The sequence below is a fragment of the Burkholderia sp. MSh2 genome, from assembly GCF_000731655.1.
GTDB lineage: Bacteria > Pseudomonadota > Gammaproteobacteria > Burkholderiales > Burkholderiaceae > Burkholderia > Burkholderia paludis.
In genome coordinates this window covers 236,696-248,483 of the sequence record NZ_JPGM01000003.1, presented here as the reverse complement: position 1 = coordinate 248,483, position 11,788 = coordinate 236,696, and the positions used below count along the sequence as shown (strand labels likewise).

The following is an 11,788-nucleotide window of genomic DNA, read 5'->3' as shown; positions in this document are numbered from 1 at the left end:
ATAAGAAACATCTCCGCCCCCCCCCCCGCTCCCCCCCCGTCCAACGCAGCCTTGCCCGACGGGTAACTCCCGCCGCTGCGTCGAGTAACGTGCATTTTTCTCATGCTCGACGCGAAAATAAGTCGTTTGCCGTGCGCTAAACGCATGAACAGAATGGCCTTTATCCCGTGCAGCGGTGTCGCCACCCGAAGCGATCCGCGCGCACCCAACGGAGGAGCCACTTCATGCGTACCGAACGCAACTACGTGAACGGCCGTTTCGTCGCCCCGGAAAGCGACGCGTTCATCGTCGTCCACAACCCCGCCACCGAAGCGCCGTTCGCGCGCGTGCCCGCCGCGACGCCGGCCGCCGCGCGCGCCGCCGTCGACGCCGCGGCCGCCGCGCAGAAGTCGTGGCGCACGCTGCCGAGCGCCGAGCGCGCCGCCTGCCTGCACCGCTTCGCCGACGCGCTGACCGCCCGCGCGCCGGACATCGGCGCGGCACTCGCCCAGGAATCCGGCAAGAGCGTCGAGGACGCGTCGAACGAAGCCGTCTACGCGGGCCAGATCACGCGCTACCACGCCGAGTGGGCGCGCCGGATCGAGGGCGAGATCATCCCGAGCGACACGCCCGACGAGAACCTGTTCCTGCAGCGCGAGCCGATCGGCGTCGTCGCATGCCTGATCCCGTTCAACTACCCCGTCTACACGCTGCTGCGCAAGGTCGCGCCCGCGCTGATCGCGGGCAACACCGTGGTCGTGCGGCCGAGCAACCATACGCCGGTGTCCGCGTTCGAGATCGCGAAGGCCGCCGACGAGGCGGGCTTCCCGCCGGGCGTGGTCAACATCCTGACGATGGACCACGCGACGGCCGAGGCGCTGTGCACGCATCCGGCGGTCGGCATGATCACGCTGACGGGCAGCGTGAACGCGGGCCGCAAGGTGCTCGACTACTGCAAGGAAAACATCGCGAAGCCGTCGCTCGAACTCGGCGGCAAGACGCCCGCGATCATCGAGCCCGACGCCGATCTCGAACGCGCGGCCGCCGCCCTCGTCGCGTCGAAGACGACCCATTGCGGCCAGCTCTGCACGGCCATCGAGCGCGTGTACGTGCACGACAGCGTGCACGACCGCTTCGTCGCGCTGCTCAAGGAGAAGATGGCCGCCGTCCGCAGCGGCGACCGCGCGGCCGATCCGTCGAACATGGGCCCGCTCGTCAGCGCGTCGGCGCGCGCGCACATCCACGGGATGGTCGAGCGCGCGGTCGCGGCCGGCGCGACGCTCGAGACCGGCGGCGCGATCCCCACCGGCCCCGGCTTCTTCTACCCGGCCACGTTGCTGACGCACTGCCGGCAGGACATGGAAATCGTGCAGGAGGAAACCTTCGGCCCGGTCCTGCCCGTGCTGCGCTACCGGACGATCGACGAGGCCGTCGGCTTCGCGAACGACCACCAGTTCGGCCTGTCGTCGGTGCTCTACACCGAGCACTACCGCACCGCGATGAAGGTCGCGAACGCGATCGAGGCGGGCGAGCTGTACGTGAACCGCACGCCGGCCGATCCGTACCAGGGCTTCCATGCCGGCTGGAAACGCTCGGGCCTCGGCGGCGACGACGGCAAGCACGGAATGCTCGAATTCACGCAGACGCGCCTCGTCGTCATGAAGTACTGACGCCACGGCGCCGACGCGCCCGTTCCGGCGCGCGCCGACACCCGATCGCGCGCGCCGGCCCCGACCCGAACTCATCAAAACAAATCTGCAGACTTCCGCGTGAAGGAAGTCTGATGGAGGAAGACATCATGCCGACCCAACCGTCGACGCCCGCGGCGTCGCTCGCGTTGCAGGACACGACGCCCGACGCCGGCGTGTCGCAGCACATGCGTGCGCAGCGCTACCTGCAACTGCTGCTGCTCGTGATCGCCGCGGGCGCCATCTATCCGATGCTGTACCTGCGGCAGGTGTACCAGCCGACCATGCTGCAGTTCTTCCGCATCGACGACGTGCAGCTCGGCTACCTGTATTCGTCGCTCGGCACGATCTTCCTGATCAGCTACCTGCCGAGCGGCTGGCTCGCCGACCGCCTGTCGCCGCGCTGGCTGATCTGCTTCTCGCTGGTCGCGACGGGCGCGCTCGGGCTCGTCTATGCCACCGGCCCGTCGTTCGACATGCTCGTGCTGATCTTCGGCGGCTGGGGGCTGACCACCGGCCTCACGTTCTGGGCGGCCGTGATCAAGCGCGTGAACATGATCGCCGGGCCCGACGAGCAAGGCCGCTTCTTCGGGCTGCTCGACGGCGGCCGCGGGCTCGTCGAGGCGCTGCTCGCGACGATCGCGATCACGCTGTTCGCGTACGTCACGCAGGCGCACGGCGGCACCGACGCGGCCGGCTTCAGGCTGGTCGTGCATCTCTACGCATTCTTCTGCATCGCGCTCGGCGTGCTGCTGGCACTCGTGAAGGATCCGTCGCGCACCGGCGAACGCCCGGCGGCCACGCGGCGCGGCGCCGACGGCGACCGCCGGGGCAACGTGCTGACCGACCTGAAGACGCTCGCGACCATTCCCGAGCTGTGGCTCGTCGCGGCGATCGTGTTCTGCGGCTACCAGGTGTTCTGGGCGACCTACAGCTTCTCCGCGTACCTGCACGAAGGCAATTTCGGGCTGAGCGCGACGGCGGCCGGCTTCATCACGACGCTCAAGCTGTGGATGCGCCCGGTCGGCGGCATCGGCGGCGGGTTTCTCGGCGACCGCGTGTCGAAGGTGTCGGTGCTGTTCTGGGCGCTCGTGCTCGCCGCGCTGTCGCTCGTCGGGCTGATCGCCGCGCCGCCGCACAGCCCGCAGGCGATGCTCGTCGTGCTGGTGCTGTTCATCGGCATCCTCACCTACACGATCCGCGGCCTGTACTGGTCGCTGCTCGACGACTGCAAGGTGCCGACGCATTGCGCGGGCCTCGCGATCGGCCTGATCTCGGTGCTCGGCTATTCGCCCGACGTGTTCGTGCCGCTGATCAACGGCTACGTGACGCAGACCTGGCCGGGCGCGCACGGCTACCAGCTCTATTTCGGCTATATCGCGGCCATCGCGCTCTGCGGCGCGGGCGCCGCCGCCTTCCTCAAATACCGCCTCAACCGTCTCCAGGAGTCCGCATGAAGATCGTTTCGCTCGAAACCCATATCGTCGCCGTGCCGCCGCCGCATGTCGGCGGGATGTACTGGATCTTCGTGAAGCTGAAGACCGACGACGGCATCGAAGGCGTCGGCGAGATCTATTCGGCGACGTTCGGCCCGAAGGCGATGGCCCCGATCATCGACGACGTATTCGAACGCCATCTGCTGAACCGCGACCCGCATCACGTCGAGCGGCTGTTCCGCCAGGCGTATTCGAGCGGCTTCACGCAGCGGCCCGACCTGACGATGATGGGCGTCGTCAGCGGCCTCGAAATGGCCTGCTGGGACATCGTCGGCAAGGCCGCCGGCAAGCCCGTGTACGAGCTGCTCGGCGGCAAGATCCACGAGCGGCTGCGTTCGTACACCTACCTGTACCCGAAGAACGCGCGCGGCGAATACGACTACGACGATCCCGATCTCGCCGCCGAATGCGCGGCCGAGAACGTGAAGCTCGGCTTCACGGCCGTCAAGTTCGACCCGGCCGGCCCGTACACGGCCTACTCCGGCCACCAGCTGTCGCTCGAGGTGCTCGACCGCTGCGAGACGTTCTGCCGCAAGGTGCGCGAGGCGGTCGGCAACAAGGCCGACCTGCTGTTCGGCACGCACGGGCAGATGGTGCCGTCGTCGGCGATCCGGCTCGCGAAGCGGCTCGAGAAGTACGACCCGCTGTGGTTCGAGGAACCCGTGCCGCCAGGCCAGGAAGACGCCATGGCGCAGGTCGCACGGCACACGTCGATTCCGATCGCGGCCGGCGAGCGCCTGACGACCAAGTACGAATTCCACAGGCTGCTGCAGGCGGGCGGCGCGTCGATCCTGCAACTGAACGTCGCGCGCGTGGGCGGGCTGCTCGAGGCGAAGAAGATCGCGACGCTCGCCGAAGTGCACTACGCGCAAATCGCGCCGCACCTGTACAACGGGCCGGTGGGCGCGGCGGCGAGCATCCAGCTCGCCACCTGCACGCCGAACTTCCTGATCCAGGAAAGCATCATGACGTGGGGCGGCTTCCATGCGGAAGTCGTGAAGACGCCGATCCGCTGGGAGGACGGCTACATCGTCCCGTCGAACGAGCCCGGCCTCGGCATCGAGCTCGACATGGACGTCGTGAAGCGCCACACGCCGTACACCGGCGAGCGGCTGCACCTGCAGATGGGCGAACGCCCCGTCGACGTGAAGGACCTGGCCCCCGCGAAGGGCTGAGCGCGAAGGAAGCGACATGACTTACGACTACATCATCGTCGGCGCGGGTTCGGCCGGCTGCATCCTCGCGAACCGGCTGAGCGAATCGGGCCGGCACTCGGTGCTGCTGCTCGAAGCGGGCGAGCGCGACGCGTCGTTCTGGTTCAGGGTGCCGGTGGGCTTCACGAAGACCTACTACAACCGCCGCTACAACTGGATGTACTACAGCGAGCCCGAAGCGCAGCTCGGCGACCGTCAGTTGTACTGCCCGCGCGGCAAGGTGGTCGGCGGGTCGGGGTCGATCAACGCGATGGTCTACGTGCGCGGCCAGCGCAGCGACTACGACGACTGGGCGGCCGCCGGCAACCCGGGCTGGGGATACGACGACGTGCTGCCGTATTTCCGCAAGCTCGAGACGCATGCGGCCGGTGCGACCGACCCGCTGCATCACGGCACGACGGGGCCGATCCACATCACGTCGATGAAGGCCGACGTGCATCCGATCGTCGATGAATTCCTGAAGGGCTGCGAGCAACTGAACCTGCCGCGCACCGACGATTTCAACGGCGCGCGGTTCGAAGGCGCGGGCATCTACGACCTGAACACGAAGAACGGCGAGCGCTGTTCGAGCAGCGTCGCGTATCTGCGGCCCGCGCTGGGGCGCGCCAACCTCACGCTGCGCCCGGGCGCGCTGGTGCGGCGCGTGACGTTCGACGGCACGCGCGCGACCGGTGTGGTCGTCGCGGGCGCGCACGGCGACGAAACGCTCGTCGCCGCGCGCGAGGTGATCCTCGCGGCCGGCGCGGTCGATACGCCGAAGCTGCTGCAACTGTCGGGCGTCGGCGATCCGGCGCTGCTCGCGCAGCGCCGCGTGCCGCTCGTGCATGCGCTGCCGGCCGTCGGCCGCAACCTGCAGGATCACCTGTGCGTGAGCTTCTACTTCAAGGCCAACCGGCCGACGCTGAACGACGAGATGGGTACGCTCGTCGGCAAGCTGAAGATCGGGCTGCGCTATCTGCTGACCCGGCGCGGGCCGCTCGCGATGAGCGTGAACCAGGCCGGCGGCTTCTTCCGCGGCACGGACGATGCGCAGGAGCCGAATATCCAGCTCTACTTCAACCCGCTGTCGTACCGGATTCCGAAAAGCGACCGCGCGAGCATCAAGCCCGAGCCATATTCGGGTTTCCTGATCGCGTTCAACCCGTGCCGGCCGACGAGCCGCGGCACGATCGAGATCGCGTCGGACCGCGCGGAGGATGCCGCGAAGATTCACGTCAACGCGCTCACCACGCAGAAGGATCTCGACGAGGCCGTGCAGGGCAGCAAGGTGATCCGTGCGCTGATGCGCGCGCCGGCGCTGAAGTCGATGACGGTCGAGGAAATCTCGCCGGGGCCGCAGGTCGACTCGGACGAGGCGATGCTGCAGTACTTCCGCGAGCAGTCGGGATCGATCTACCACCTGTGCGGCTCGTGCGCGATGGGGCCCGACGCGGCGACGTCGGTGGTCGACGCGTCGTTGCGCGTGCACGGTCTGCAGGCGCTGCGCATCGTCGATGCGTCGGTGTTCCCGAACATCACGTCGGGCAACATCAACGCGCCGACGATGATGGTCGCGGAGAAAGGCGCGGATCTGATCCTGGCGGATGCGATGCGGGCGCAGCAGGCCGGCGTGCCGTCGACGCAACGGGAGGCGGTCGCCCAGTGACGCGGCGCCGGCAGGATCGACGGCCGCCGCCGGGCCTCAGCCGTTCCCGGCGTCCACGATCTGCCGGCAAACCTTCACGATCAGGTCCCGCAGCCCGGCATGCACCGCGTCCCGGTCGAAGCGGGGATGCCACATGATCGAGATCGCCAGCCCGGGCGTGGCGACCGGCAGCTCGAACGTCACGACGTCTCGCCGGGCCTCGGCGGTGTGCTTCTCGGGCACCTGCACGATCCAGTCCGAACGCTGGGCCAGCTCGATGCCCGACTTGAAGTTCGGCACCACCGCGATGACGTTCCGCTCACGCCCCTGCTCGCCGAGCGCATCGTCGATCGGCCCGTGGAAACGCCCTTTGCGCGACACGCTGATGTGCGGCACGGACAGGTAGGCATCCAGCGTCATCCGGCGCCGCGCCAGCCGATGGCCTTTGCGCAGCACACCGACCATCCGGTCGTCGAACAGCTTGCGGATCATGATCTCCGGCCCCGTCTCGCCGATCACGCCGATTTCGATATCGACTTCGCCGCTGCGCAGGCGCGCCACCGTCTTCTCGTGCTTGGGCAGGAACCGCAGCCTTGCATGCGGCCATGCCTCGTGCGCCTGCGCAATGATGGGCACCGCGAACGAATCGATGAACCCGTCGTTGGCGCTGATGTTGAACACGCGTTGCGCGTCGATCGACCGGTGCTGCGCACCGAGCAGCAGTTCCACATCCTGAAGGATGCGGTCGAGCGGCGCCTTCAGCCGCCGCGCCGTTTCGGTCGCCACCATGCCCTTGCCCGCGCGCACCAGCACCTTGTCGCCGATCGCGTCCTGAACCCGGGCAAGGGTCCGGCTCATCGCGGACGGGCTCAAATCGAGGCTGTGCGCCGCACGCGACACGCTTTCCTCGTCGATCAGCGCCTTCAGCGCCAGCAGCAGGTTCAGGTCGATCCGGTTCAACGCCGCGCTCCTCGCAGATTTGCATCGAATGCATCATATATCTGACAAACCTGCACTGTACACACACCATCCCCGCTCCTACCATTCGTGCAACCGAACGGAGGAACACATGGAAACGATGCAGGTACACGACGCGCAATTGCGCGAATCGCTGATAAAGGACTGGCAGGAGCATACGAAGCAGCCGATGGCGGTCGCGGCCCGCCTGCGGGAACGGCTGGCGCTCCCGATGGGCGCGCAGGATCTCGTCGAATTGGCGGCGCTCGTGGCGCACGTATTCGGCGAGCATCTCGGCGACTGGGAAGCGGGAATGGACGCGCTCGAACGGCTCGTGGACGCGCACGACGATGCACCGGCCGATGCGCGCCGGCGGATCGACCGCCAGCATGCGGTGCTCGAGAAATCGCGGGACGTGCATGCGCCGCTCGACCGGTTCGACGCCGACGATCGCCTCTACATCACGGCGCTCGCGCTCCCGGCGATCACGCTTCAACAATCCGCGGCGGAAGCGGAAGCGGCATTCGCCGAAGCGATGCAGCTGCTCGCGTCCAGCGACCGCCACGAGCACCGCCGGCTGTTCGGCGTGGTCACGGCCAATCTCGTCTGCGACCTGCTGGAGCGTTCGGCCCTGTCGGCTGCCAGGCGGCGCCTGCTGATCCTGCTCGCGGAGAAAAGCCACGCGCTCTGGCTGCAGGACGGCGACGAGACGGACCGGGAGAAGGCCGCGTTCCGGCTGACGCAGTGTTACCAGAAATGCAGGACGCCTGACAACTACGGCAGCGGGCGCTATCCGCGCTATCTGTCGATCGAGCCGTAACGGCAGGCGATACACGACCCGAAACGCAACTCGGCGCGGCGCGTTGCACCGCTCCGATCGGCGCGGACAGCGCGCAGCCCGTTGCAACCTGCCGTCCTTCCGGCTCGCGTCACACGTGCCCGCCATCCCCCCACGCACCGCCCGACGCCGGCACGGCGTCGAACACCCGCACAATGTGATCGATCATCGCGCTCATCCGCGCGGTATGCCGCAAATCCTTGTGCGTCACCATCCAGACTTCATAGGGACGCGCCGACGTGCGCGCCGGCCACACGCGCACGAGCCCGTCGCGCGCCGCGATCGGCACCGGGAGTTCGGCGAGCCCGAGCCCGGCGCGCGCCGCCGCGCGCAGCATGAGATTCGAATTCAGTCCCGACACGATCCGCCCGGCGCGAACCGGCTCGCCGACCACGGTGAGCGGGCCGCGCGCATTCAGGTGCGGCAGGAAGCACACGAGATCGTGGCCGTCGAAGCCGGTGCCGGGCACCGGTTCGCCATGCCGGTCCAGATAGTCCGCCGACGCGTACAACCCCGTCGGCCACGCAGCGAGCCGGCGCATGAGCAGACCGGGATTGTCGGGCTTGATCGTGCGGATCGCGATGTCCGCCTCGCGCTTGGCCAGGTTCTCCACCTGCGTCGACGTGTTGAGCAGCACGCGCACGTCCGGATGCTCGTCGTGCAGGTTGCGCATCGCGTGCATCACGAATTCGAGCCCGATCGTATCGGTCGTCGTCACGCGCACGTCGCCCGCCAGGCGCCGGTCGACGCCCTGGGTCTGCCGCATCAGATCGATCGCCGACTGTTCCATCCTCTCCACGTTGCGCAGCGCGACCTCGCCCACCGCGGTCGGCACGTAACCGGCCGACGTGCGCAGGAACAGCGTCGCGCCGAGCGCGCGCTCGAGTGCCGCGAGCCGCCTGCCGACCGTCGCCTGGTCGAGCCCGACCACCCGCGCGGCGCCGCGCAGGCTGCGTTCCCGGTGGATGGCGAGAAAAATCCGCGCGTCGTCCCAGTTCAAGCGCCTTCTCCTGATGTGATGCAAATTTGCATCTGTGGTCGTGAAAATCGCTGCGCGAATTCATCAAGGCCCAAGCCTATACTTTTTTCACCGACCACTCATCTGTCTTGTCGAGGCAAACATGTCCGATTCGCTCTCCCCCGTTCCCGCCGACATGGCGGCAGTCGAAATCACCCGCCCCGGCGGCCCCGACGTCCTGGCGACGGCACGTCGCCCCGTGCCGCGGCCGAAGGCCGACGAAGTGCTGATCCGGGTTCACGCCGCCGGCGTGAACGGCCCGGACGTGCTGCAACGCAAGGGGTTCTACAACCCGCCGCCGGGCGCATCCGACCTCCCGGGCCTGGAAATCGCGGGCGAAGTCGTCGCGACCGGCGAAGCCGTGCACGGCTTCGCGCCGGGCGACCGGGTCAGCGCGCTGGTGACGGGCGGCGGCTATGCGGAATACGCGGTCGCCCATCACCTCACGACGATGAAGCTGCCGCCCGGCCTCGACATGATCGAAGCCGCGGCGATGCCGGAAACGTTCCTGACGGTCTGGCTGAACCTGATCCAGCGCGGGCGGCTGCAGGCGGGCGAATCGGTGCTGATCCACGGCGGCGCGTCGGGCATCGGCACCACCGCGACGATGATCGCGAAGGCGATGGGCGCATCGACCGTCATCACGACAGTCGGCTCGGAAGCGCATCGCGCCGCGAGCCTGCGGCTCGGCGCGGATCACGCGGTGCATTACCGCGAGCAGGATTTCGTCGCCGAAGTCGAAACGATCACGGGCGGCAAGGGCGTGGACGTGATCCTCGACATCATCGCGGGCGACTACGTCGCGCGCAATTACCGGGCCGCGGCGATGAACGGGCGGATTCTGCAGGTGAGCGCGCTCAACGGGCCGGCGAAGGAGCTCGACGTTTGGCCCATGATGACCAAGCGCCTGACGCACATCGGTTCGACGCTGCGCTCGCGCACGCCGGAGGAAAAAGGCGCGCTCATCGCCGAACTCGAACGGCACCTGTGGCCGCACGTCGCGGCCGGTACGGTCAGGCCGCAGGTGTTCCGCACCTTCCCGCTCGACGACGCGCGCGACGCGCACGTGCTGATCGACTCGGGCGTGCACATCGGCAAGATCGTGCTGACGACGGCCGCGCACCGCGCGGCCTGACCGGATGCCGCGCGTCAGTTCACGCTCGAGCGCTTCTCCACGAACCGGCGCACGTAGTCGTCCGCCGGGCGCGACAGGATGTCGTCCGGCGTGCCGACCTGCACGAGCGTGCCGTCGCGCAGGATCGCGATCCGGTCGCCAATGCGCAGCGCCTCGTCGAGATCGTGCGTGATGAACACGATCGTCTTCGCGAGCGTCGCCTGCAGTTCGAGCAGTTGATCCTGCATCTCGGTGCGGATCAGCGGATCGAGCGCGGAGAACGCCTCGTCCATCAGCAGCACGTCGGTATCGGCCGCCAGCGCGCGCGCCAGCCCGACGCGCTGCCGCATCCCGCCCGACAGTTCGTCCGGGTAATGATCGCCATACCCGTCGAGCCCGACCTTCGTCAGCCAGTTGCGCGCGGCCTCGGCCGCGTCGTGCCGCTTCTCGCCGCGCGTGCGCAGCGCGTACGCGGCGTTGTCGAGCACGGTCTGGTGCGGCAGCAGCCCGAAGTTCTGGAACACCATGCTGACCTTGAAGCGGCGCAGCTCGCGCAGCCCGTGCGCGTCGAGCTTGATCACGTCGCTGCCGTCGATCACGATCTCGCCGGCCGTCGGCTCGATCAGCCGGTTGAAGTGCCGCACGAGCGTCGATTTCCCGGAGCCAGACAGCCCCATGATCACGAAGATTTCGCCCGACTCGATACTGAGGCTCACGTCGTTCAGCCCGACGTTGCAGCCCGTTTCGGCCAGCACCTCGGCCTTGCGCTTGCCCGAGCGCAGCAGGTCGAGCACGCGCGCATGCGCGGCCTGCGGCCCGAACAGCTTGTACACGTGTTTGACGTCGATGGTCGCCATGTTCGCCTCCGTTCCTATGCGCGCGACGATTGCGTCGCCTGATTCGAATCGACGCCCGCCGACTGCGCCTTGCGCGGCAGCCGGTACGGCACGCGCGACGCGCCCTTCTGGCGGCGCTGCTGCGCGAGCCGCCGGCGCGCCCGCCGTTCCTGGCCGAAGCCCTGGCTGATCCGGTCGATCACGATCGCGAGGATCACGATCGCGAGGCCGGCCTGCGTGCCCTTGCCGACGTCGAGCGTCTGGATGCCCGCGAGCACGTCCTCGCCGAGCCCGCGCGAGCCGATCATCGACGCGATCACGACCATCGACAGCGCCATCATCGTGGTCTGGTTGATGCCGGCCATGATGCTCGGCCGCGCGAGCGGCAACTGCACGTTGACGAGCAGTTGCCAGCGCGTCGTGCCGAACGCGCGCGCGGCCTCCGTCACGTCCGGATCGACCTGGCGGATGCCGAGATCGGTCAGGCGGATCAGCGGCGGCAGCGCATAGATGATCGTCGCGAGGATCGCGGGCACCTTGCCGAGCCCGAACAGCATCAGCACCGGGATCAGGTACACGAAGCTCGGCAGCGTCTGCATCACGTCGAGCACCGGCAGCAGCATCCGGCGCAGCCATGCGCTGCGCGACGCGAGAATGCCGGCGGGCACGCCGATCGCGACCGACAGCACGGTCGCCACGAGCATCAGCGCGAGCGTCTGCATCAGCTTGTCCCACAGGCCGAAGCAGCCGATCGCGTAGAGCAGCAGCATGAAAAGCGCGCCGAGGCCGATGCGGCGCGTCGCATTCCACGCGATCGCGCCGACCGTGAGCAGCACGAGCCACGGCGGCGCCGCGCGCAGCGCGCCTTCGAGCGGCACGAGCAGGTAGCGCAACACGAGCACGCTGAAGTGATGGAAGCTGTCGCCGTATTGCGCGACGAAAGTCTCGAGCGCGCTGTTGACCCAGTCGGCGATCGACAGGTGCAGGAAGAAGCCGTTCATGTTGATTCTCCGTCGCGCCGTGC

10 protein-coding genes are annotated in these 11,788 nt (G+C 68.2%); 6 read left to right on the top strand and 4 right to left on the bottom strand.

Annotation, left to right across the window (positions count from 1 at the left end; translation table 11 throughout):
• Positions 1-224: 224 nt before the first annotated feature.
• From aldA to GQ57_RS02480, 4 genes are all read left to right on the top strand, one after another.
• Positions 225-1,649, top strand: coding sequence for an aldehyde dehydrogenase (gene aldA / locus GQ57_RS02495; RefSeq protein ID WP_034196981.1), 1,425 nt, complete (start codon positions 225-227; stop codon positions 1,647-1,649).
• Between the two features lie 128 nt (positions 1,650-1,777).
• Entirely contained in the window at positions 1,778-3,124 is a 1,347-nt protein-coding gene (locus GQ57_RS02490; RefSeq protein ID WP_034197004.1) for an MFS transporter, read from the top strand.
• Entirely contained in the window at positions 3,121-4,338 is a 1,218-nt protein-coding gene (locus GQ57_RS02485) for a mandelate racemase/muconate lactonizing enzyme family protein (RefSeq protein ID WP_034196980.1), read from the top strand. Before GQ57_RS02490 ends, GQ57_RS02485 begins: the two co-directional genes overlap by 4 nt.
• A gap of 16 nt (positions 4,339-4,354) precedes the next feature.
• The gene (locus tag GQ57_RS02480) at positions 4,355-6,022 is read left to right on the top strand and encodes a GMC family oxidoreductase (protein ID WP_034196979.1); all 1,668 of its coding nucleotides are present in this window, start codon (positions 4,355-4,357) and stop codon (positions 6,020-6,022) included.
• A 36-nt stretch (positions 6,023-6,058) separates the two neighbouring features.
• On the opposite strand, the gene GQ57_RS02475 is transcribed toward GQ57_RS02480, so the two are convergent.
• Entirely contained in the window at positions 6,059-6,961 is a 903-nt protein-coding gene (locus GQ57_RS02475; RefSeq protein WP_031397385.1) for a LysR family transcriptional regulator, read from the bottom strand.
• A gap of 109 nt (positions 6,962-7,070) precedes the next feature.
• On the opposite strand from GQ57_RS02475, the gene GQ57_RS02470 reads away from it, so the two are divergent.
• Positions 7,071-7,778: a hypothetical protein gene (locus GQ57_RS02470; RefSeq protein WP_034196978.1), complete on the top strand. Its 708-nt coding sequence runs from the start codon at positions 7,071-7,073 to the stop codon at positions 7,776-7,778.
• A gap of 109 nt (positions 7,779-7,887) precedes the next feature.
• Here GQ57_RS02470 and GQ57_RS02465 read toward each other — a convergent pair whose 3' ends face one another.
• Positions 7,888-8,796 (bottom strand): LysR family transcriptional regulator, encoded by a 909-nt coding sequence (locus tag GQ57_RS02465; protein WP_052001015.1) that lies wholly within the window; start codon positions 8,794-8,796, stop codon positions 7,888-7,890.
• Between the two features lie 121 nt (positions 8,797-8,917).
• On the opposite strand from GQ57_RS02465, the gene GQ57_RS02460 reads away from it, so the two are divergent.
• On the top strand, positions 8,918-9,949 hold the full coding sequence (locus GQ57_RS02460) for an NAD(P)H-quinone oxidoreductase (protein WP_081896559.1): 1,032 nt from the start codon (positions 8,918-8,920) through the stop codon (positions 9,947-9,949).
• A gap of 14 nt (positions 9,950-9,963) precedes the next feature.
• On the opposite strand, the gene GQ57_RS02455 is transcribed toward GQ57_RS02460, so the two are convergent.
• Together GQ57_RS02455 and GQ57_RS02450 are read right to left on the bottom strand one after the other, a co-directional pair.
• Complete coding sequence (locus tag GQ57_RS02455) at positions 9,964-10,785, bottom strand: quaternary amine ABC transporter ATP-binding protein (protein WP_052001014.1); 822 nt, start codon at positions 10,783-10,785, stop codon at positions 9,964-9,966.
• 14 nt (positions 10,786-10,799) lie between these two features.
• Positions 10,800-11,765: an ABC transporter permease gene (locus tag GQ57_RS02450; protein ID WP_031397380.1), complete on the bottom strand. Its 966-nt coding sequence runs from the start codon at positions 11,763-11,765 to the stop codon at positions 10,800-10,802.
• Positions 11,766-11,788 lie beyond the last annotated feature (23 nt).

What these genes read in the sequence shown, in the direction of transcription:
- aldA (WP_034196981.1), top strand. Translation starts at nt 225, where the DNA reads ATGCGTACCGAACGCAACTACGTGAACGGCCGTTTCGTCGCCCCGGAA.
- GQ57_RS02490 (WP_034197004.1), top strand. Translation starts at nt 1,778, where the DNA reads ATGCCGACCCAACCGTCGACGCCCGCGGCGTCGCTCGCGTTGCAGGAC.
- GQ57_RS02485 (WP_034196980.1), top strand. Translation starts at nt 3,121, where the DNA reads ATGAAGATCGTTTCGCTCGAAACCCATATCGTCGCCGTGCCGCCGCCG.
- GQ57_RS02480 (WP_034196979.1), top strand. Translation starts at nt 4,355, where the DNA reads ATGACTTACGACTACATCATCGTCGGCGCGGGTTCGGCCGGCTGCATC.
- GQ57_RS02470 (WP_034196978.1), top strand. Translation starts at nt 7,071, where the DNA reads ATGGAAACGATGCAGGTACACGACGCGCAATTGCGCGAATCGCTGATA.
- GQ57_RS02460 (WP_081896559.1), top strand. Translation starts at nt 8,918, where the DNA reads ATGTCCGATTCGCTCTCCCCCGTTCCCGCCGACATGGCGGCAGTCGAA.
- GQ57_RS02455 (WP_052001014.1), bottom strand. Translation starts at nt 10,785, where the DNA reads ATGGCGACCATCGACGTCAAACACGTGTACAAGCTGTTCGGGCCGCAG.
- GQ57_RS02450 (WP_031397380.1), bottom strand. Translation starts at nt 11,765, where the DNA reads ATGAACGGCTTCTTCCTGCACCTGTCGATCGCCGACTGGGTCAACAGC.